Source organism: Streptomyces sp. NPDC056580, from assembly GCF_042793175.1.
GTDB lineage: Bacteria > Actinomycetota > Actinomycetes > Streptomycetales > Streptomycetaceae > Streptomyces.
The window spans coordinates 168,038-189,023 of the sequence record NZ_JBHTVE010000010.1 but is presented as its reverse complement, the minus strand read 5'-3'; the positions used below and the strand labels follow the sequence as shown (position 1 = coordinate 189,023).

The window sequence follows — 20,986 nt, the reverse complement described above, 5'->3', positions numbered from 1 at the left end:
CGGCCCGGAGTGGTTCATCGGGGACCGAGAGCATGTCTTGAGGTCGGGTCCTCCAGGGCCTGCGCAGGTTCGAATCCTGCCCTCTCCGCTCGCAGGGAGCGCGGGCGCCGCCGGGCCGCCGGCGGTGTCTCGTAGTCTTGGGCCCGTGCAGGAACTCCACGACGCCCCCCTCGCCCCGCTGACCACCTTCCGGCTGGGCGGCCCCGCGGCCCGGCTGGTCACCGCCACCACCGACGCGGAGGTCGTCGACGCCGTCCGCCAAGCCGACGACACCGGCACGCCGCTGCTCATCATCGGCGGCGGCTCGAACCTGGTCATCGGCGACAAGGGCTTCGACGGCACCGCCCTGCGCATCGCCACACGTGGCGTCGAACTGCGCGGCACCACGCTGGAGCTGGCGGCCGGCGAGGTCTGGACCGACGCCGTCGCCCGCAGCGTCGAGGCCGGGCTCGCCGGGATCGAGTGCCTGGCCGGCATCCCGGGCTCCGCCGGCGCCACCCCGATCCAGAACGTGGGCGCCTACGGCCAGGAGGTCTCCTCGACGGTCACCGAGGTGATCGCCTACGACCGCCGGGCCGGACAGACGGTCACGCTCACCAACGAGGAATGCGCCTTCTCCTACCGGCACAGCCGCTTCAAGGCCGACCCCGAGCGCTACGTCGTGCTGCGGGTCCGGTTCGGGCTTGAGGACGCGGGCGGCCTGTCGGCGCCCGTCCGGTACGCCGAGGCGGCCCGCGCGCTCGGCGTCGAGCCGGGCGACCGGGTGCCGCTCGCCGCGGCCCGCGAGACCGTGCTGAAGCTGCGCGCCGGGAAGGGCATGGTGCTCGACCCCGAGGACCACGACACCTGGTCCGCCGGATCCTTCTTCACCAACCCGATCCTCACCGAGGAGCAGTTCGCCGCCTTCCACGCGCGCGTGCGGGAACGGCTGGGCGAGGACGCCGAGCCGCCCGCGTACCCGGCGGGGGAGGGCCGCACCAAGACCTCGGCGGCCTGGCTGATCGACAAGGCCGGCTTCGCCAAGGGGTACGGCACCGGGCCCGCCCGCATCTCCACCAAGCACACCCTCGCCCTGACCAACCGGGGCGACGCCACCACGGAGGACCTGCTGGCCCTGGCCCGCGAGGTCGTCGCCGGAGTCCGCGAGGCCTTCGGGGTCACGCTGGTCAACGAACCGGTGACGGTCGGCGTGAGCCTGTGACGGCATGAGACCGGCGCCGCGCGAGTTCCGGCCCGCTACGGGCGGGTGGGACACCGCGTCGTCCAGACCCGGCCACCTTTCGGACGCACCTCGCCGCGCGAGCCCCGAGGTGCCGATCCGCTTCCACGCCCGCCCGCCGTACGCCCGGTTCAGGCGGCCGGGCCGGTCAGCCAGTCGTCCACGCCGGCCAGCAGACGGGCCCTGACGTCGTCCGGGGCGGCCGAACCGCGGATGGACTGGCGGGCCAGCTCGGCGAGTTCGGCGTCCGTGAAGCCGTGGTGCTCGCGCGCGATGCCGTACTGGGCCGCGAGGCGGGAACCGAAGAGCAGGGGGTCGTCCGCGCCCAGGGCCAGCGGGACGCCCGCCTCGAAGAGGGTCCGCAGGGGGACGTCCTCGGGCTTCTCGTAGACGCCGAGCGCGACGTTGGAGGCCGGGCACACCTCGCAGGTGACGCCCCGGTCCGCCAGCCGCTTCAGCAGCCGCGGGTCCTCCGCCGCGCGCACCCCGTGCCCGATCCGGGAGGCGTGCAGATCGTCCAGGCAGTCGCGCACCGACGCCGCGCCGGCCAGCTCGCCGCCGTGCGGGGCCGACAGCAGGCCGCCCTCGCGCGCGATGTGGAACGCGCGGTCGAAGTCCCGCGCCATCCCGCGGCGCTCGTCGTTCGACAGCCCGAAGCCGACCACGCCCCGGTCGGCGTACCGCACCGCGAGCCGGGCCAGCGTACGGGCGTCCAGGGGGTGCTTCATGCGGTTCGCCGCCACCAGCACCCGCATACCGAGCCCGGTCTCCCGCGACGTCGTGTCCACCGCGTCCAGGATGATCTCAAGGGCCGGGATCAGACCGCCCAGCCGGGGCGCGTACGAGGTGGGGTCCACCTGGATCTCCAGCCAGCCCGAACCGTCCCGCAGGTCCTCCTCCGCGGCCTCGCGGACCAGCCGCTGGATGTCCTCCGGCGATCTGAGGCAGGAGCGCGCGGCGTCGTACAGCCGCTGGAAGCGGAACCATCCGCGCTCGTCCGTCGCCCGCAGCCGCGGCGGTTCCCCGCTGGTCAGGGCCTCGGTCAGGGCATCGGGCAGGCGCACGCCGTACTTGTCGGCCAGTTCCAGGACGGTCGCCGGCCGCATCGAGCCGGTGAAGTGCAGGTGCAGATGGGCCTTCGGCAGTCCAGAGAGATCACGTACACGCTCCATTCCCAGATCCTGCCGCACGTCACCGCCGTACCGGTAGCCGTTTCCCCGTTCGTGGTCTTGCCCGCACACAGGAGCGGGCCGCCTCCCCGGAGGGAGACGGCCCGCTTACCGGTGCCCGGACGGGGCGGGAACTAGTCCCGCGCCTCCGCCAGCAGCTTCTGGATCCGGCTCACGCCCTCGACGAGGTCCTCGTCGCCGAGCGCGTACGACAGCCGCAGGTAGCCCGGCGTGCCGAAAGCCTCGCCCGGGACGACCGCGACCTCGGCCTCCTCCAGGATGAGCGCGGCCAGCTCGACGGTGTTCTGCGGGCGCTTGCCGCGGATCTCCTTGCCGAGCAGGGCCTTGACCGACGGGTAGGCGTAGAAGGCGCCCTCGGGCTCGGGGCAGAGCACGCCGTCGATCTCGTTGAGCATCCGCACGATGGTCCTGCGGCGCCGGTCGAAGGCCTCGCGCATCCTCGCCACGGCCTCCAGGTCACCGGAGACGGCGGCCAGGGCGGCCACCTGGGCCACGTTGGAGACGTTCGAGGTGGCGTGCGACTGCAGGTTCGTCGCGGCCTTGACCACGTCCTTCGGGCCGATGACCCAGCCCACCCGCCAGCCGGTCATGGCGTACGTCTTGGCGACGCCGTTGACCACGATGCACTTGTCGCGCAGCTCGGGCAGCAGCGCAGGCAGGGACACGGCGGACGCGTCGCCGTAGACCAGGTGCTCGTAGATCTCGTCCGTCAGCACCCACAGGCCGTGCTCGGCGGCCCAGCGGCCGATCGCCTCGGTCTCGGCCTCGGAGTACACCGCGCCGGTCGGGTTGGACGGGGAGACGAAGAGGACGACCTTGGTCCTGTCGGTGCGCGCCGCCTCGAGCTGCTCCACGGTGACGCGGTAGCCGGTGGTCTCGTCGGCGACGACGTCGACCGGGACGCCGCCGGCCAGGCGGATCGACTCGGGGTACGTCGTCCAGTACGGCGCCGGGACGATGACCTCGTCGCCCGGGTCGAGGATCGCGGCGAACGCCTCGTAGATGGCCTGCTTGCCGCCGTTGGTGACCAGGATCTGCGAGACGTCGGGCTCCCAGCCGGAGTCGCGCAGCGTCTTCGCCGCGATCGCCGCCTTCAGCTCGGGCAGGCCGCCGGCCGGCGTGTACCGGTGGTACTTCGGGTTCTTGCAGGCCTCGACGGCCGCGTCGACGATGTAGTCCGGAGTCGGGAAGTCGGGCTCACCGGCGCCGAAGCCGATCACCGGACGCCCGGCGGCCTTCAGGGCCTTGGCCTTTGCGTCCACGGCGAGGGTGGCGGACTCGGAGATCGCGCCGACTCGGGCGGAGACCCGGCGCTCGGTGGGAGGGGTTGCAGCGCTCATGCGCCCATCGTTCCAGACCGGAAATGACCCCGGCACACGGGTTTCACAGACTGAACAGCAACGGGTCGAGGCGTGAACACGGGTCCGAATCCCGCCTCCGGCCTGGACGATCTTCACTCCGAGGACCCCGGACCGGGCCTTTCTGTTCGACGCCGGGCCCCGGACCACGTACACTCTTCCCTCGTTGGCCTTCAGCAGCCGCGGCACAGCCGGTGCACACCGAGCACCCGGCCGGATGCGGTACGTTGGGGGACACACAAAGGGTCGTAGCTCAATTGGTAGAGCACTGGTCTCCAAAACCAGCGGTTGGGGGTTCAAGTCCCTCCGGCCCTGCTACACACACCGCCAGGATGTGTGCGCATGTACGTACAGCAATGCACCGCCGTGCGGCTCAGAAACCGGGCGCGGCACGGCCACGACCCGGGATCAGGTGAGGACGCATGACGGACGCCGTGGGCTCCATCGACACGCCTGATGCTCAGGACCAGGTACCCGAGTCGAAGAAGAACCGCAAGGGCGGCAAGCGCGGCAAGAAGGGCCCGCTGAAGCGCCTCGCCATCTTCTACCGCCAGATCATCGCGGAACTCCGCAAGGTCGTCTGGCCGTCGCGCAACCAGCTGACGTCGTACACGACCGTGGTGATCTTCTTCGTTGCCATCATGATCGCCCTGGTGACCGTGATTGACTATGGGCTCAACCACGCGGCCAAGTACGTCTTCGGCTGAGCCCAGAGCGAAGGGCGCCGTGGTACCGGCGCCCGTTTTCGCATGTTCCACCCCTATGTATCCAGGAAGAAGCAGCCATCGTGTCTGACCCGAACCTGAACGACGCCATCGAGCCGGACGAGACGGTGGACGACGAGCTCGACATCGTCGAAGGCGCGGACGAGCGGGACGAGTTCGAGGCTGCCGAGGCCGAACTGGGGGAGCCGGCCGAGGAGACCGCTCTGCACGTCGAGGACGAGGACGGCGCGGACGTCGAGGACGTCGAGACCGCTCCGCACGTCGAGGACGCCGCGGACGTCGAGACCGCTCCGCACGTCGAGGACGAGGACGAGGGCGCCGCCCCGGTCGCGGAGGCCGAGGAGGAGCCGGCGGAGCCCGTCGACCCGGTCCAGGCCCTGCGTGAGGAGCTCCGCACCCTGCCCGGCGAGTGGTACGTCATCCACACCTACGCCGGCTACGAGAACCGCGTGAAGACCAACCTGGAGCAGCGCGCCGTCTCGCTGAACGTCGAGGACTACATCTTCCAGGCCGAGGTGCCGCAGGAAGAGGTCGTCCAGATCAAGAACGGCGACCGCAAGACGATCAAGCAGAACAAGCTGCCGGGTTACGTCCTGGTCCGCATGGACCTGACGAACGAGTCCTGGGGCGTCGTCCGCAACACCCCGGGTGTCACCGGCTTCGTCGGCAACGCCTACGACCCGTACCCGCTGACCCTGGACGAGATCGTCAAGATGCTCGCCCCGGAGGCCGAGGAGAAGGCCGCCCGCGAGGCCGCCGAGGCCGAGGGCAAGCCCGCCCCGCAGCGCAAGGTCGAGATCCAGGTGCTGGACTTCGAGGTCGGCGACTCGGTCACCGTCACCGACGGCCCGTTCGCCACGCTCCAGGCGACCATCAACGAGATCAACCCCGACTCGAAGAAGGTCAAGGGCCTGGTGGAGATCTTCGGCCGCGAGACGCCGGTCGAGCTCTCCTTCGACCAGATCCAGAAGAACTAGTTCTTTCTGGACGAACTGCTTCCGCGCAGGTCAGGCAGGCGCTCGGCGTCCGCCTGACCTGCACGGTTTTCAGCCGCGCATCTATACCCGTTATCGTTGTGCGGTATGCCTGCGTCCGGGTGGTCCCCGGAAGCGGGCAGGACCCGAATCGAAAGGACCCGGAGAGCTATGCCTCCCAAGAAGAAGAAGGTCACGGGGCTCATCAAGCTCCAGATCAACGCCGGTGCGGCGAACCCGGCCCCGCCGGTCGGCCCGGCGCTGGGTCAGCACGGCGTCAACATCATGGAGTTCTGCAAGGCCTACAACGCCGCGACCGAGTCGCAGCGTGGCTGGGTGATCCCGGTGGAGATCACGGTCTACGAGGACCGCTCCTTCACCTTCGTCACCAAGACTCCGCCGGCCGCGAAGATGATCCTCAAGGCCGCGGGCGTGGAGAAGGGCTCCGGCGAGCCGCACAAGACCAAGGTCGCCAGGATCACCGAGGCGCAGGTCCGCGAGATCGCCCAGACCAAGCTGCCCGACCTCAACGCCAACGACCTGGACGCCGCGTCGAAGATCATCGCCGGCACCGCCCGTTCCATGGGCATCACGGTCGAGGGCTGATTCCCCACCCCGTAGTCATGCGGCCCTGAAAGGCCGCACGTGGCAGGGCCTGCTCGGCCCGTACCACGACTCCTCACAGAACCCACAGGAGCAGTTGTGAGCAAGCGCAGCAAGGCTCTCCGCGCTGCGGACGCCAAGGTCGACCGGGAGAAGCTGTACGCCCCGCTCGAGGCCGTCCGTCTCGCCAAGGAGACCTCCACGACCAAGTTCGACGGCACCGTCGAGGTCGCCTTCCGCCTGGGTGTCGACCCGCGCAAGGCCGACCAGATGGTCCGTGGCACCGTGAACCTTCCGCACGGCACCGGTAAGACCGCCCGGGTCCTGGTCTTCGCGACCGGTGACCGTGCCGAGGCCGCGCGTGCCGCGGGCGCCGACATCGTCGGCGCCGACGAGCTGATCGACGAGGTGGCGAAGGGCCGTCTGGACTTCGACGCCGTCGTCGCCACCCCGGACCTCATGGGCAAGGTCGGCCGCCTCGGCCGCGTCCTCGGCCCGCGTGGTCTGATGCCGAACCCGAAGACCGGCACCGTGACCCCCGACACCGCCAAGGCCGTGACGGAGATCAAGGGCGGCAAGATCGAGTTCCGCGTCGACAAGCACTCGAACCTGCACTTCATCATCGGCAAGACGTCCTTCGAGGACGCCCAGCTGGTGGAGAACTACGGCGCGGCCCTGGAGGAGATCCTCCGTCTGAAGCCGTCCGCCGCCAAGGGCCGCTACATCAAGAAGGCCGCCATCAGCACCACGATGGGCCCCGGCATCCCGGTCGACTCGAACCGCACCCGCAACCTCCTCGTCGAGGAGGACCCGGCCGCCGTCTGAGCCCCGCGCTCACCCGGTAGCCGCGTCACGGACGCGTAAGCACAGGGCGGACCCCGCAACCTCCGAGGTGCGGGGTCCGTCCTTTCTTTGTGCGGACTGTCGTACGACTGTCAGCGGCCTGGGCTACGGTGCAGGCACCGGACTCGCATGGGGGTAGGACGAATGAAGAGCACGACCGCACGCCGCGTGGCCCTCTCCGTCGCGGTGGTCACCGCGCTGGCCGGAGCCGCCGCCTGCGGCGGCGAGGGCTCCGGCGACAAGGCGGCCGGCAGAAGCCTGACCCATGCCAACCCCCTCGCCGCCCTGCGCTCCGCGGAGAAGTCCACCGACAAGGCGGAGTCGGCCGAGGTCCGCTCCACCACCACCATCGGCGACACCATGTCGATGACCGCGAACGGCGCCCTGACCTGGGGCGACGGCATGAAGGGCAACCTGACCATCACCTACACCGGCGGCAAGCTGGCGGAGGCGATGCGCAAGGCCGGCACCTCCTCCATGGAGGCGCGCTATCTGCCGGACGCCTACTACGCCAAGATGAGCGAGCAGTTCGCCCAGCAGTCCGGCGGCAAGCACTGGATCCGGTACGCCTACGACGACCTCGCCAAGCTCGGCGGCGGCTCCGGGGCGTACATGAAGGACCAGATGCAGAACACTACGCCGAACCAGTCGGTGAAGCTGCTGCTGGCCTCCGGCGACGTGAAGAAGGTCGGCGAGGAGCAGGTCTCCGGCGTCGGCACCACGCACTACTCCGGCACGGTGGACGTCGCGGACCTCGCGGGCAAGAACAGCGGCCTCGACGCCCGCCAGCTCTCCGACCTGAAGAAGCAGCTCAGCCAGGCGGGCGTCAGCACGGAGACCGTCGACATCTGGGTCAACGACCAGGACCTGCTGGTCAAGAAGGTCGAGAAGGCGAAGATGACCGCCGGCACCATGACCAGCACGGCCTACTACAGCGACTACGGCGTGCGGGTCACCGCCGAGGCGCCCCCGGCCGCCGACACCAAGGACTTCAAGGACCTGATGAAGGCCGGCGGCGCCTCGGGCGGCGGCACCGTCTCGGGCAGCAGCACCGCCTCCGGCAGCGGCGTCAGCACCTCCTGACCGGCCGCCGAACCAGGACCGGGGCGGGTCCGTGGAGCCCGATTTGCTCGACGGTGCCCCGGTCCCGTACTCTCCTACCGAAGCCAAAGACCGCTGGTCGTTGCCGCACGTTCGAACGAAGGTGTGGTGGCCGAAGGATCCGCTGCAAAGTGGACGACCCGCGCAGGTGAGTGTGGAAGTACTCCCGGATTCGTACGCGCCCAGCGCGTGCCGCCGGTCGAGTCCGCCCCGAGCGCCTGCGCCGGGGCGTTTCGTTTTTCCCAGTCCTCCTTCGGGTCCGCGCGGTCAGAATCACCCGGAAGGAGGCCGAGGCTCTATGGCGAGGCCCGACAAGGCTGCCGCGGTTGCCGAGCTGACGGACAAGTTCCGCAGCTCCAGCGCCGCCGTGCTGACCGAGTACCGCGGTCTCACCGTGGCGCAGCTCAAGACGCTGCGCCGGTCGCTCGGTGAGAACGCCCAGTACGCCGTGGTGAAGAACACGCTGACCAAGATTGCGGCCAACGAGGCCGGGATCACGCTGGACGACCAGCTCTTCGCTGGTCCGACGGCTGTCGCCTTCGTCACCGGTGACCCGGTGGAGTCGGCGAAGGGTCTCCGTGACTTCGCCAAGGACAACCCGAATCTCGTCATCAAGGGCGGTGTCCTTGACGGCAAGGCGCTGTCCGCCGACGAGATCAAGAAGCTTGCGGACCTCGAGTCCCGCGAGGTTCTGCTCGCCAAGCTGGCGGGTGCCATGAAGGGCAAGCAGTCCCAGGCTGCCGCGCTCTTCCAGGCGCTCCCGTCGAAGCTCGTCCGCACCGTGGACGCGCTTCGCGCCAAGCAGGCCGAGCAGGGCGGTGCCGAGTAATTCGGCTCGCTTTCTGATCCGGGCCGCCTGAGGCGGCCGGGGTCACAGCGGGCCAACGTACGCCCGCCTCTCATGTACATCCGGCACCCGCCGAATTAGTGGAAGGATCGCCCATCATGGCGAAGCTCAGCCAGGAAGACCTGCTCGCGCAGTTCGAGGAGATGACCCTCATCGAGCTCTCCGAGTTCGTGAAGGCCTTCGAGGAGAAGTTCGACGTCACCGCCGCCGCTCCGGTCGCCGTCGCCGCCGCCGGCGCCCCGGGCGCCCCGGCCGCCGAGGCCCCCGAGGAGAAGGACGAGTTCGACGTCGTCCTCACCGGTGCCGGCGACAAGAAGATCCAGGTCATCAAGGTCGTGCGTGAGCTGACCTCCCTGGGTCTGAAGGAGGCCAAGGACCTCGTCGACGGCACCCCGAAGCCGGTCCTCGAGAAGGTCAACAAGGAGGCCGCGGAGAAGGCTGCCGAGTCCCTCAAGGCCGCCGGCGCCTCCGTCGAGGTCAAGTAACACCTTCCGGGTTCCCGTAACCCGGCTGCGCGCCGACTGCGGCCTTCAGGGGCTGTAACGCGAACGCACCGAAGAGCGATCATCCATCCGGGTGGTCGCTCTTCGGCGTTGCGGAGGGTGACCCGGGTCGCCTTGAACTCGCCCCGGCGGGGGGTATGGTGATCTTCGTCCTGTTCCCGGACGGGCCCGTTCGGGCTGGGGGGCCTTGACGAACCGCACGCAGCGCGCAATTCTCAGGACGCGTCGTCACAAGGATCCGAATCCGAGGCATGGATCGGCGGCGAAGAGGGCAGTATGAACGTGCGTTGAGGGCAGACATGCCGAGGGCGTTGACGAAGGCGTTGAGCACGACGAGGGTCTCGAAAAACCCGGGCTGGACATCAGTGTGCCAAGTGGCTACACTGTCCCTTTGCGCTGCCTGTTAGCTTCCCCTGCCCGTCACCAGGGGTCTGCCCTCACTCGAGCACCGATGACCGAAGCTTCCCTGACCTGGGGTTTCCGTCTCTGTGTCTGAGAGAGGGGCCGGTACGCGCGTAGTGAGTCCGAGCCCTCGGAAGGACCCCCTCTTGGCCGCCTCGCGCAACGCCTCGACCGCGAATACGAACAACGGCGCCAGCACCGCCCCGCTGCGCATCTCCTTTGCAAAGATCAAGGAGCCTCTCGAGGTTCCGAACCTGCTCGCGCTGCAGACCGAGAGCTTCGACTGGCTGCTCGGCAACACCGCTTGGCAGAGTCGGGTCGAGGAGGCTCTTGAGAACGGTCAGGACGTCCCCACCAAGTCCGGTCTGGAGGAGATCTTCGAGGAGATCTCCCCGATCGAGGACTTCTCCGGGTCGATGTCCCTGACGTTCCGGGACCACCGCTTCGAGCCGCCGAAGAACTCCATCGACGAGTGCAAGGAGCGCGACTTCACGTACGCGGCCCCGCTCTTCGTCACCGCCGAGTTCACCAACAACGAGACCGGTGAGATCAAGTCCCAGACGGTCTTCATGGGCGACTTCCCGCTCATGACGAACAAGGGCACTTTCGTCATCAACGGCACCGAGCGTGTCGTGGTGTCGCAGCTGGTCCGTTCCCCCGGTGTCTACTTCGACTCCTCCATCGACAAGACGTCCGACAAGGACATCTTCTCCGCCAAGATCATCCCGTCTCGGGGCGCCTGGCTGGAGATGGAGATCGACAAGCGTGACATGGTCGGTGTCCGCATCGACCGCAAGCGCAAGCAGTCGGTCACCGTACTGCTGAAGGCGCTCGGCTGGACGACCGAGCAGATCCTCGAGGAGTTCGGCGAGTACGAGTCGATGCGCGCCACCCTGGAGAAGGACCACACCCAGGGCCAGGACGACGCGCTGCTGGACATCTACCGCAAGCTGCGTCCGGGCGAGCCCCCCACGCGTGAGGCCGCGCAGACGCTGCTCGAGAACCTCTACTTCAACCCCAAGCGCTACGACCTCGCCAAGGTCGGCCGTTACAAGGTCAACAAGAAGCTGGGTGCGGACGCTCCGCTGGACGCGGGTGTCCTGACCGTCGAGGACGTCATCTCGACGATCAAGTACCTGGTGAAGCTGCACGCCGGCGAGACCGAGACCTCCGGTGACAACGGCGACACGATCGTCGTCGAGACGGACGACATCGACCACTTCGGCAACCGTCGTCTGCGCAGCGTCGGCGAGCTGATCCAGAACCAGGTCCGTACGGGTCTCGCCCGTATGGAGCGCGTCGTGCGCGAGCGCATGACGACCCAGGACGTCGAGGCGATCACGCCGCAGACCCTGATCAACATCCGGCCGGTCGTCGCCTCCATCAAGGAGTTCTTCGGCACCAGCCAGCTGTCCCAGTTCATGGACCAGAACAACCCGCTGTCGGGTCTCACCCACAAGCGCCGTCTGTCGGCGCTCGGCCCGGGTGGTCTCTCCCGTGAGCGGGCCGGCTTCGAGGTCCGTGACGTGCACCCCTCGCACTACGGCCGCATGTGCCCGATCGAGACGCCCGAAGGCCCGAACATCGGTCTGATCGGCTCGCTCGCCTCCTACGGCCGGGTCAACGCGTTCGGTTTCGTCGAGACCCCGTACCGCAAGGTCATCGACGGCCAGGTCACCGACGAGGTCGACTACCTGACCGCCGACGAGGAGGACCGCTTCGTCATCGCGCAGGCCAACGCCACGCTCAACGACGACCTGCGGTTCGCCGAGGCCCGCGTCCTGGTCCGCCGCCGTGGCGGCGAGGTCGACTACGTCGGCCCCGAGGACGTGGACTACATGGACGTCTCGCCGCGCCAGATGGTGTCGGTCGCGACCGCCATGATCCCCTTCCTCGAGCACGACGACGCCAACCGTGCCCTCATGGGCGCGAACATGATGCGTCAGGCCGTGCCGCTGATTAAGTCCGAGGCCCCGCTCGTCGGCACCGGCATGGAGTACCGCTCCGCGGTCGACGCCGGCGACGTGGTCAAGGCCGAGAAGGACGGTGTGGTCCAGGAGGTCTCCGCGGACTACATCACGACCGCCAACGACGACGGCACGTACATCACGTACCGCCTGGCCAAGTTCTCCCGGTCCAACCAGGGCACCTCGGTCAACCAGAAGGTCATCGTCAACGAGGGCGACCGGATCATCACGGGCCAGGTGCTCGCGGACGGCCCGGCCACCGAGAACGGCGAGATGGCCCTCGGCAAGAACCTGCTCGTGGCGTTCATGCCGTGGGAGGGTCACAACTACGAGGACGCGATCATCCTGTCGCAGCGCCTCGTGCAGGACGACGTCCTCTCCTCGATCCACATCGAGGAGCACGAGGTCGACGCCCGTGACACCAAGCTCGGCCCCGAGGAGATCACCCGGGACATCCCGAACGTCTCCGAGGAGGTCCTCGCCGACCTCGACGAGCGCGGCATCATCCGCATCGGCGCCGAGGTCATCGCCGGCGACATCCTCGTCGGCAAGGTCACGCCCAAGGGCGAGACCGAGCTGACCCCGGAGGAGCGCCTGCTGCGCGCGATCTTCGGTGAGAAGGCCCGTGAGGTCCGTGACACCTCGCTGAAGGTGCCGCACGGCGAGACCGGCAAGGTCATCGGCGTGCGCGTCTTCGACCGCGAGGAGGGTGACGAGCTTCCCCCCGGTGTGAACCAGCTCGTGCGCGTCTACGTCGCGCAGAAGCGCAAGATCACCGACGGTGACAAGCTCGCCGGCCGCCACGGCAACAAGGGCGTCATCTCCAAGATCCTGCCGATCGAGGACATGCCGTTCCTGGAGGACGGCACCCCGGTCGACATCATCCTCAACCCGCTGGGTGTGCCGTCCCGAATGAACCCGGGACAGGTCCTGGAGATCCACCTCGGCTGGCTCGCCAGCCGCGGCTGGGACGTCTCCGGCCTCGCGGAGGAGTGGGCCCAGCGGCTGCAGGTCATCGGCGCCGACTCGGTCGCTCCCGGCACCAACGTCGCCACCCCGGTGTTCGACGGTGCGCGTGAGGACGAGCTGGCGGGTCTGCTGCAGCACACCATCCCGAACCGGGACGGCGAGCGCATGGTGCTCCCGACCGGCAAGGCGCGGCTGTTCGACGGCCGCAGCGGTGAGCCGTTCCCGGACCCGATCTCGGTCGGCTACATGTACATCCTGAAGCTGCACCACCTGGTGGACGACAAGCTGCACGCCCGCTCGACCGGCCCGTACTCGATGATCACCCAGCAGCCGCTGGGCGGTAAGGCCCAGTTCGGCGGCCAGCGGTTCGGTGAGATGGAGGTGTGGGCCCTCGAGGCCTACGGCGCCGCGTACGCCCTCCAGGAGCTGCTGACCATCAAGTCCGACGACGTCACCGGCCGCGTGAAGGTCTACGAGGCCATCGTCAAGGGCGAGAACATCCCCGAGCCCGGCATCCCCGAGTCCTTCAAGGTGCTCATCAAGGAGATGCAGTCGCTCTGCCTGAACGTGGAGGTGCTGTCCAGCGACGGTATGTCCATCGAGATGCGCGACACAGACGAGGACGTCTTCCGCGCTGCGGAGGAGCTCGGCATCGACCTGTCCCGGCGCGAGCCGAGCAGCGTCGAAGAGGTCTGACGGGAGTCCGGCTGGGGCCCTCACCCGTGAGGGCCCCAGCCGACCCCCAGGCCCCCGTTTCAGACCACAGACTTTCAACCCTGAGAGGGATTGACGCATAGTGCTCGACGTCAACTTCTTCGACGAGCTCCGGATCGGTCTGGCCACCGCTGACGACATCCGCCAGTGGAGCCACGGCGAGGTCAAGAAGCCGGAGACCATCAACTACCGCACGCTCAAGCCCGAGAAGGACGGACTCTTCTGCGAGAAGATCTTCGGTCCTACCCGGGACTGGGAGTGCTACTGCGGCAAGTACAAGCGCGTCCGCTTCAAGGGCATCATCTGCGAGCGCTGTGGCGTCGAGGTCACCCGCGCCAAGGTGCGCCGTGAGCGGATGGGCCACATCGAACTGGCCGCGCCCGTCACGCACATCTGGTACTTCAAGGGTGTCCCCTCGCGCCTCGGCTACCTGCTGGACCTGGCGCCGAAGGACCTCGAGAAGGTCATCTACTTCGCGGCGTACATGATCACGTACGTCGACGAGGAGCGCCGCACCCGCGACCTGCCCTCCCTGGAGGCGCACGTCTCGGTCGAGCGCCAGCAGATCGAGAACCGCCGGGACGCCGACCTGGAGGCCCGCGCCAAGAAGCTCGAGAGCGACCTGGCCGAGCTCGAGGCCGAGGGCGCCAAGGCCGACGTGCGCCGCAAGGTGCGCGAGGGCGCCGAGCGCGAGATGAAGCAGCTGCGCGACCGCGCGCAGCGCGAGATCGACCGCCTGGACGAGGTGTGGACCCGGTTCAAGAACCTCAAGGTCCAGGACCTCGAGGGTGACGAGCTGCTCTACCGCGAGCTGCGCGACCGGTTCGGCACCTACTTCGACGGCTCGATGGGTGCCGCGGCGCTGCAGAAGCGCCTGGAGTCCTTCGACCTCGACGAGGAGGCCGAGAGGCTCCGCGAGATCATCCGCACCGGCAAGGGCCAGAAGAAGACCCGTGCGCTCAAGCGCCTGAAGGTCGTCTCCGCGTTCCTGCAGACCTCGAACAGCCCCAAGGGCATGGTCCTGGACTGCGTCCCGGTCATCCCGCCGGACCTGCGTCCGATGGTGCAGCTGGACGGTGGCCGCTTCGCGACCTCGGACCTGAACGACCTGTACCGCCGCGTCATCAACCGCAACAACCGCCTGAAGCGGCTTCTCGACCTCGGCGCGCCCGAGATCATCGTGAACAACGAGAAGCGCATGCTCCAGGAGGCCGTGGACGCCCTCTTCGACAACGGCCGTCGTGGTCGCCCGGTCACCGGTCCCGGCAACCGCCCGCTGAAGTCCCTGAGCGACATGCTCAAGGGCAAGCAGGGTCGTTTCCGTCAGAACCTGCTCGGCAAGCGAGTCGACTACTCGGCGCGTTCCGTCATCGTCGTCGGCCCGCAGCTCAAGCTGCACCAGTGCGGTCTGCCGAAGGCCATGGCGCTGGAGCTGTTCAAGCCGTTCGTGATGAAGCGCCTGGTGGACCTGAACCACGCGCAGAACATCAAGAGCGCCAAGCGCATGGTGGAGCGCGGCCGCACGGTCGTGTACGACGTCCTCGAAGAGGTCATCGCCGAGCACCCGGTTCTGCTGAACCGTGCTCCCACCCTGCACCGCCTCGGCATCCAGGCCTTCGAGCCGCAGCTGGTCGAGGGCAAGGCCATCCAGATCCACCCGCTCGTCTGCACCGCGTTCAACGCGGACTTCGACGGTGACCAGATGGCCGTGCACCTGCCGCTGTCCGCGGAGGCGCAGGCCGAGGCCCGCATCCTGATGCTGTCCTCGAACAACATCCTCAAGCCGGCCGACGGCCGTCCGGTGACGATGCCGACCCAGGACATGGTCCTCGGTCTGTTCTTCCTCACCACCGACGGCGAGCTGCGTGACACCAAGGGCGAGGGCCGCGCGTTCGGCTCCACGGCCGAGGCGATCATGGCCTTCGACGCCGGCGAGCTCGCGCTGCAGTCGCCGATCGACATCCGCTTCCCGGTGGGCACCATCCCGCCGCGCGGCTGGACCCCGCCGGCGCGCGAGGAGGGCGAGCCGGAGTGGCAGCAGGGTGACTCGTTCCGCCTGCGCACCACCCTGGGCCGCGCGCTCTTCAACGAGCTGCTGCCCGAGGACTACCCGTTCGTCGACTACTCGGTGGGCAAGAAGCAGCTCTCCGAGATCGTCAACGACCTGGCCGAGCGCTACCCCAAGGTCATCGTGGCGGCGACGCTCGACAACCTGAAGGCGTCCGGCTTCTTCTGGGCGACCCGTTCCGGTGTCACCGTGGCCATCTCCGACGTCGTCGTTCCCGAGGCGAAGAAGGAGATCGTCCGCGGCTACGAGGCGCAGGACGAGAAGGTCCAGAAGCAGTACGAGCGCGGTCTGATCACCAAGGAAGAGCGCACGCAGGAGCTCATCGCGATCTGGACCAAGGCGACCAACGAGGTCGCCGAGGCGATGAACGAGAACTTCCCCAAGACCAACCCCATCTTCATGATGGTCGACTCGGGTGCCCGAGGAAACATGATGCAGATGCGGCAGATCGCCGGTATGCGTGGTCTGGTGTCGAACGCGAAGAACGAGACCATCCCGCGTCCGATCAAGGCGTCCTTCCGTGAGGGCCTGTCCGTGCTGGAGTACTTCATCTCCACGCACGGTGCCCGTAAGGGTCTGGCGGACACCGCCCTGCGTACCGCCGACTCGGGTTACCTCACCCGTCGTCTGGTGGACGTCTCCCAGGACGTCATCATCCGCGAGGAGGACTGCGGCACCGAGCGCGGCCTGAAGCTGCGGATCGCCGAGCGGGGCGCGGACGGCGTGCTGCGCAAGGCGGACGACGTCGAGACGTCCGTGTACGCGCGCTGCCTCGCCGAGGACATCGTGGTCGACGGCCAGGTGCTGGCCCCGGCCGGCACCGACCTGGGCGACGTCCTCATCGAGGAGCTCGTCGGCCGCGGCGTCGAGGAGGTCAAGACCCGCTCGGTCCTGACCTGCGAGTCCGCCGTCGGTACCTGCGCGATGTGCTACGGCCGTTCGCTGGCCACCGGCAAGCTGGTCGACATCGGTGAGGCGGTCGGCATCATCGCCGCCCAGTCCATCGGTGAGCCCGGCACCCAGCTGACGATGCGTACCTTCCACACCGGTGGTGTGGCCGGTGACGACATCACCCAGGGTCTGCCCCGTGTCGTCGAGCTCTTCGAGGCCCGTACCCCGAAGGGTGTCGCCCCGATCTCCGAGGCCTCCGGCCGCGTGCGGATCGAGGAGACCGAGAAGACCAAGAAGATCGTCGTCACCCCGGACGACGGCAGCGACGAGACGGCGTACCCGATCTCGAAGCGTGCCAAGGTCCTGGTCAAGGAGGGCGACCACGTCGAGGTGGGCCAGCAGCTCACCGTGGGTGCCACCAACCCGCACGACGTGCTGCGCATCCTGGGTCAGCGTGCCGTCCAGGTCCACCTGGTCGGCGAGGTCCAGAAGGTGTACAACTCGCAGGGCGTGTCGATCCACGACAAGCACATCGAGATCATCATCCGGCAGATGCTGCGCCGTGTGACGATCATCGAGTCCGGCGACGCCGAGCTGCTGCCCGGCGAGCTGGTCGAGCGCTCGAAGTTCGAGACCGAGAACCGTCGTGTGGTCCAGGAGGGCGGTCACCCGGCTTCGGGCCGTCCGCAGCTCATGGGCATCACCAAGGCCTCGCTGGCGACGGAGTCCTGGCTGTCGGCCGCCTCCTTCCAGGAGACGACCCGAGTCCTGACGGACGCGGCGATCAACGCCAAGTCCGACAGCCTCATCGGCCTCAAGGAGAACGTCATCATCGGTAAGCTCATCCCGGCCGGTACGGGTCTGTCCCGCTACCGCAACATCCGGGTGGAGCCCACCGAGGAGGCCAAGGCCGCGATGTACTCGGCCGTCGGCTACGACGACATCGACTACTCGCCGTTCGGCACCGGCTCCGGCCAGGCCGTTCCGCTGGAGGACTACGACTACGGTCCGTACAACCAGTAGGCGAGAGCCCGCTCGAAGCCGAAGGGCGGCCACCCCGGTCACGGGGTGGCCGCCCTTCGGCCTTCGCGGAGAAGCTCCGGGCCGCTACGGGATGCCCAGCTCGAAGATCACGTAGTGGGCGTACCAGCCCGACGCCACCGCCGTTGTCGTGAAGAACACGGCGAGGGCGGGCCACTTCAGGCGGCTCAGGGCGGCCGCCGGCGCCAGGAGCAGCGGGAAGGAGGGCAGCAGGTAGCGGGAGGTGTTGCCGAACATCTGCTGGGTGCCCAGGACGGTCAGGACGCCCGCCAGCGTGTAGGCGACCAGGACCAGCGGCGGCTTCCGGCGCAGCATCAGCGCGATCAGGAAGGGCAGCGCGATGACGAGCTGGACGCCGAGCAGGTCGGGCACGGAGAAGGCGAAGAGGTAGTCGTTGTGGCCGACGGCCACGTTGCCGAGGACGTCCGCCGTGTAGGCGCCCCAGTCGAAGTAGTGCGCCCAGCCCTCGCGCTGCAGCGTGAAGTAGGCGGTGAGGTCGCCCATGCGCCAACCGACCCACACGACGTAGGTGAGCAGGCCGAGCGGTGCCGCGGTCATCGCGAAGACCGGCCCGGCGACCCCGTGCTCCCGCCGGCCGTCCCGCCGCAGAACGGTGACCAGGGCGGCCAGTCCGACCGCGCCGATGAGCGCCGCCGATGTGGGCCGGTTCAGGCCCGCCAGGAAGGCAAGCAGACCCGCCGCGACCCAGCGGCCCCGCATCACGCTGTAGCAGGTCCAGGCCGCGATGGCGACGAACAGGGACTCCGAGTACACGGCCCACTCGACGCCCGCCCCGGGCACCACGGCCCACAGCCCGGCGGCGATGGCGCCCGCCCGCGCCCCGGCGAGCGCCGAGACGACCGCGTAGATCCCGGCGGCCGCCACCAGGGAGGCCAGGACCGACACGAGGATCCCGGAGCCGTACAGGCCGAGCCCGGTGCTCTCCGAGACGGTGCGGATCAGTCCGGGGTAGAGCGGGAAGAACGCCACCGAGTTCTGCTTGACGGTGAACAGCCCGCCCCCGGGCAGCGGTTCCAGCGGCTTCGGGTCGTACCCGTGCCCGGCGACCTGCAGGTACCACCAGCCGTCCCAGGTGGACAGCACGTCCCACCAGTGGGCCCCGCCGCCGAACCGCGGGTCCTTCCTCCGGTAGTCGCCCGCGTGTTCCAGGAGCCAGGCGAATATGGTGAGGCCCACGAGCTTCGTGACGCAGTACAGGACGAGTGGAGCCACGTACGGCCGCGCACCGGGCGGCAGCGTGAGCCGGCGGCTCGGGCGCGGAGCGCCGGACTGTTCCCCGGGCAGGACGGTGTCCGCCTCGATGTCCCCGGAAGCCGTGCTCATTCCTGCGGTCTCCCCCCTCGGCCGACCGCCGGGGCGGAGGTCGTACCGCATCCCGGATGGTCGTGAACTGTCAGTCACAAGATCACACAAGGGCCACTCGTGCGTGGCCAAAGCGTCGCACGTGCGGGGCGCAGGGGGGAGAAGCGGGTGACCGGAGGAGCCGACCCGGCGATCGAGCTGTCCGTCGTGGTACCCATGTTCAACGAGGCCGAGGCGCTGCCCGCCCTGGTCAGCCGGCTGCGCCCGGTGCTCGACGGGCTCGGCGCGCCGTACGAGCTGGTCGCGGTCGACGACGGCAGCACCGACGCCACCGGTGAACTGCTCGCCGCCTTCCGGCTCGGCTGGCCGGAGCTGCGGGTGATCGGCCTGCGCCGCAACTCGGGCCACCAGGCCGCCCTGACCGCCGGCCTCGACCGGGCGGCAGGCGCGTACGTGGTGAGCCTCGACGCCGACCTGCAGGACCCGCCCGAGAAGATCCCCGAGATGCTGGCCCTGGCCCGCGCCGAGGGGCTCGACATCGTCTACGGCATCCGCGCCGACCGGGCCAGCGACACCGGGTTCAAGCGGTGGACGGCCGGGCTGTACTACCGGCTGGTGCGCCGTCTGGCCGGTCCCTCCGTGCCCGCGCAGGCCGGCGACTTCCGGCTGCTCAGCCGGGCCGCGGTGGAGGCCCTGAAGGCGCTGCCGGACCAGCAGCGGGTCTACCGGCTGCTGGTGCCCTGGCTGGGCTTCCCCAGCGGCCGGGTGACCTACGAGCGCGCCCCGCGCACGGCGGGCCGCAGCAAGTACCCGCTGGGCCGGATGATCCGGCTGGCGGTGGACAGCGTCACGGGCTTCTCGGCGGCGCCGCTGCGGCTGGCCACCTGGCTCGGCGGCTTCGCCTTCCTGGTCTGCCTCGGGCTGATGGTGTACACGCTCTCCGCCCATGTCCTTGACCACACGGTCCCGGGCTGGACCTCCCTGTTCACCGGGGTGCTCTTCATCGGCGCGGTGCAGCTCATCTGCGTGGGACTGCTGGGGGAGTACGTGGCCCGCATATACACGGCGATACAGAACCGGCCGACGTACTTCGTCGGTCACGACACGGCGGAGCAGGCCGAGGAGACGGCGCCGCGCCGCTGAGCGCGGGAGCCTCCGGGCCCGGCCCCGTTGCTTTTGTTTTGACCGGAGTCAGTGCGGTAGGTACGCTCAGACCTTGTGCCTGGGGTGTGCCCTGGCTTTCGTGCGTGCCTTCAACCGCACGCGGAGCCGACACCGGCCACCGTGATCCGTGCCTCTCTCGCCTCGCGGCGGAAGCGCGGCGGATCCGACACACCCGACCGCGTGGGTCGGAGAAGTTCCAGGTTAGCTTTACTATCGGCACACAGAAACCGGAGAAGTAGTGCCTACGATCCAGCAGCTGGTCCGCAAGGGCCGGCAGGACAAGGTCGAGAAGAACAAGACGCCCGCACTCGAGGGTTCCCCTCAGCGTCGTGGCGTCTGCACGCGTGTGTTCACGACCACCCCGAAGAAGCCGAACTCGGCCCTGCGTAAGGTCGCGCGTGTGCGTCTGACCAGCGGGATCGAGGTCACCGCTTACATTCCGGGTGAGGGACACAACCTGCAGGAGCACTCCATCGTGCTCGTGCGCGGCGGCCGTGTGAAGGACCTGCCGGGTGTTCGCTACAAGATCATCCGCGGTTCGCTCGACACCCAGGGTGTCAAGAACCGCAAGCAGGCTCGCAGCCGTTACGGCGCCAAGAAGGAGAAGTAAGAATGCCTCGTAAGGGCCCCGCCCCGAAGCGCCCGGTCATCATCGACCCGGTCTACGGTTCTCCTCTGGTGACCTCCCTCATCAACAAGGTGCTGCTGAACGGCAAGCGCTCCACCGCCGAGCGCATCGTCTACGGCGCCATGGAGGGTCTGCGTGAGAAGACGGGCAACGACCCGATCATCACGCTGAAGCGCGCGCTGGAGAACATCAAGCCGACCCTCGAGGTCAAGTCCCGCCGTGTCGGTGGCGCCACGTACCAGGTTCCGATCGAGGTCAAGCCCGGTCGTGCCAACACGCTCGCGCTGCGCTGGCTGGTCGGTTACTCCCGCGCCCGTCGCGAGAAGACCATGACCGAGCGTCTGCTCAACGAGCTTCTCGACGCCTCCAACGGCCTTGGCGCCGCTGTGAAGAAGCGCGAGGACACGCACAAGATGGCCGAGTCCAACAAGGCCTTCGCGCACTACCGCTGGTAGT

The 20,986-nt window shown here is 68.6% G+C and carries 16 protein-coding genes and 2 tRNA genes; 15 read left to right on the top strand and 3 right to left on the bottom strand.

What is annotated here, in order from left to right:
- Positions 1-6: 6 nt before the first annotated feature.
- Together ACFQ9Z_RS23535 and ACFQ9Z_RS23530 are read left to right on the top strand one after the other, a co-directional pair.
- Positions 7-88 (top strand) — tRNA-OTHER (locus ACFQ9Z_RS23535).
- Between the two features lie 57 nt (positions 89-145).
- On the top strand, positions 146-1,201 hold the full coding sequence (locus tag ACFQ9Z_RS23530; RefSeq protein WP_383022065.1) for a UDP-N-acetylmuramate dehydrogenase: 1,056 nt from the start codon (positions 146-148) through the stop codon (positions 1,199-1,201).
- Between the two features lie 149 nt (positions 1,202-1,350).
- On the opposite strand, the gene ACFQ9Z_RS23525 is transcribed toward ACFQ9Z_RS23530, so the two are convergent.
- Together ACFQ9Z_RS23525 and ACFQ9Z_RS23520 are read right to left on the bottom strand one after the other, a co-directional pair.
- Positions 1,351-2,391, bottom strand: coding sequence for an adenosine deaminase (locus ACFQ9Z_RS23525; protein ID WP_383022060.1), 1,041 nt, complete (start codon positions 2,389-2,391; stop codon positions 1,351-1,353).
- Positions 2,392-2,522: 131 nt separating this feature from the next.
- Entirely contained in the window at positions 2,523-3,749 is a 1,227-nt protein-coding gene (locus tag ACFQ9Z_RS23520) for a pyridoxal phosphate-dependent aminotransferase (protein ID WP_383022057.1), read from the bottom strand.
- Positions 3,750-4,009: 260 nt separating this feature from the next.
- On the opposite strand from ACFQ9Z_RS23520, the gene ACFQ9Z_RS23515 reads away from it, so the two are divergent.
- The 10 genes from ACFQ9Z_RS23515 (at position 4,010) to ACFQ9Z_RS23470 (ending at position 17,397) form a co-directional block, all read left to right on the top strand.
- Positions 4,010-4,082, top strand: a tRNA-Trp gene (locus tag ACFQ9Z_RS23515).
- A 107-nt stretch (positions 4,083-4,189) separates the two neighbouring features.
- The gene (secE, locus tag ACFQ9Z_RS23510; RefSeq protein WP_360670003.1) at positions 4,190-4,474 is read left to right on the top strand and encodes a preprotein translocase subunit SecE; all 285 of its coding nucleotides are present in this window, start codon (positions 4,190-4,192) and stop codon (positions 4,472-4,474) included.
- 80 nt (positions 4,475-4,554) lie between these two features.
- Complete coding sequence (gene nusG / locus ACFQ9Z_RS23505) at positions 4,555-5,469, top strand: transcription termination/antitermination protein NusG (protein WP_383022052.1); 915 nt, start codon at positions 4,555-4,557, stop codon at positions 5,467-5,469.
- Positions 5,470-5,637: 168 nt separating this feature from the next.
- Positions 5,638-6,072 (top strand): 50S ribosomal protein L11, encoded by a 435-nt coding sequence (gene rplK, locus ACFQ9Z_RS23500; RefSeq protein ID WP_383022049.1) that lies wholly within the window; start codon positions 5,638-5,640, stop codon positions 6,070-6,072.
- Positions 6,073-6,168: 96 nt separating this feature from the next.
- Positions 6,169-6,894, top strand: coding sequence for a 50S ribosomal protein L1 (rplA, locus tag ACFQ9Z_RS23495; RefSeq protein WP_250402411.1), 726 nt, complete (start codon positions 6,169-6,171; stop codon positions 6,892-6,894).
- Between the two features lie 162 nt (positions 6,895-7,056).
- Positions 7,057-7,995, top strand: coding sequence for a hypothetical protein (locus tag ACFQ9Z_RS23490; RefSeq protein WP_383022046.1), 939 nt, complete (start codon positions 7,057-7,059; stop codon positions 7,993-7,995).
- A gap of 316 nt (positions 7,996-8,311) precedes the next feature.
- The gene (gene rplJ, locus ACFQ9Z_RS23485) at positions 8,312-8,842 is read left to right on the top strand and encodes a 50S ribosomal protein L10 (RefSeq protein WP_358864563.1); all 531 of its coding nucleotides are present in this window, start codon (positions 8,312-8,314) and stop codon (positions 8,840-8,842) included.
- Between the two features lie 116 nt (positions 8,843-8,958).
- Positions 8,959-9,345 carry a 50S ribosomal protein L7/L12 gene (gene rplL / locus ACFQ9Z_RS23480; protein WP_383022041.1) on the top strand — a complete coding sequence of 129 codons (387 nt, stop codon included), beginning with the start codon at positions 8,959-8,961 and terminating at the stop codon, positions 9,343-9,345.
- 566 nt (positions 9,346-9,911) lie between these two features.
- Positions 9,912-13,397, top strand: coding sequence for a DNA-directed RNA polymerase subunit beta (rpoB, locus tag ACFQ9Z_RS23475; RefSeq protein ID WP_383022038.1), 3,486 nt, complete (start codon positions 9,912-9,914; stop codon positions 13,395-13,397).
- 100 nt (positions 13,398-13,497) lie between these two features.
- Entirely contained in the window at positions 13,498-17,397 is a 3,900-nt protein-coding gene (locus tag ACFQ9Z_RS23470) for a DNA-directed RNA polymerase subunit beta' (RefSeq protein WP_383022035.1), read from the top strand.
- An 84-nt stretch (positions 17,398-17,481) separates the two neighbouring features.
- Here ACFQ9Z_RS23470 and ACFQ9Z_RS23465 read toward each other — a convergent pair whose 3' ends face one another.
- A complete protein-coding gene (locus ACFQ9Z_RS23465) occupies positions 17,482-18,759 on the bottom strand; it encodes a hypothetical protein (RefSeq protein WP_383022031.1) in 1,278 nt (425 codons plus the stop codon).
- Positions 18,760-18,906: 147 nt separating this feature from the next.
- On the opposite strand from ACFQ9Z_RS23465, the gene ACFQ9Z_RS23460 reads away from it, so the two are divergent.
- The 3 genes from ACFQ9Z_RS23460 (at position 18,907) to rpsG (ending at position 20,985) form a co-directional block, all read left to right on the top strand.
- Complete coding sequence (locus ACFQ9Z_RS23460) at positions 18,907-19,881, top strand: glycosyltransferase family 2 protein (protein WP_383022027.1); 975 nt, start codon at positions 18,907-18,909, stop codon at positions 19,879-19,881.
- Positions 19,882-20,140: 259 nt separating this feature from the next.
- On the top strand, positions 20,141-20,512 hold the full coding sequence (rpsL, locus tag ACFQ9Z_RS23455) for a 30S ribosomal protein S12 (protein ID WP_003948652.1): 372 nt from the start codon (positions 20,141-20,143) through the stop codon (positions 20,510-20,512).
- 2 nt (positions 20,513-20,514) lie between these two features.
- Complete coding sequence (gene rpsG, locus ACFQ9Z_RS23450; protein WP_003992340.1) at positions 20,515-20,985, top strand: 30S ribosomal protein S7; 471 nt, start codon at positions 20,515-20,517, stop codon at positions 20,983-20,985.
- Position 20,986: the final 1 nt, after the last annotated feature.

Coding starts and splice junctions, on each gene's coding strand:
- ACFQ9Z_RS23525 (WP_383022060.1), bottom strand. CDS start 2,391: ATGGAGCGTGTACGTGATCTCTCTGGACTGCCGAAGGCCCATCTGCAC.
- ACFQ9Z_RS23520 (WP_383022057.1), bottom strand. CDS start 3,749: ATGAGCGCTGCAACCCCTCCCACCGAGCGCCGGGTCTCCGCCCGAGTC.
- ACFQ9Z_RS23490 (WP_383022046.1), top strand. CDS start 7,057: ATGAAGAGCACGACCGCACGCCGCGTGGCCCTCTCCGTCGCGGTGGTC.
- rplJ (WP_358864563.1), top strand. CDS start 8,312: ATGGCGAGGCCCGACAAGGCTGCCGCGGTTGCCGAGCTGACGGACAAG.
- secE (WP_360670003.1), top strand. CDS start 4,190: ATGACGGACGCCGTGGGCTCCATCGACACGCCTGATGCTCAGGACCAG.
- rplL (WP_383022041.1), top strand. CDS start 8,959: ATGGCGAAGCTCAGCCAGGAAGACCTGCTCGCGCAGTTCGAGGAGATG.
- rplK (WP_383022049.1), top strand. CDS start 5,638: ATGCCTCCCAAGAAGAAGAAGGTCACGGGGCTCATCAAGCTCCAGATC.
- rpsG (WP_003992340.1), top strand. CDS start 20,515: ATGCCTCGTAAGGGCCCCGCCCCGAAGCGCCCGGTCATCATCGACCCG.
- ACFQ9Z_RS23465 (WP_383022031.1), bottom strand. CDS start 18,759: ATGAGCACGGCTTCCGGGGACATCGAGGCGGACACCGTCCTGCCCGGG.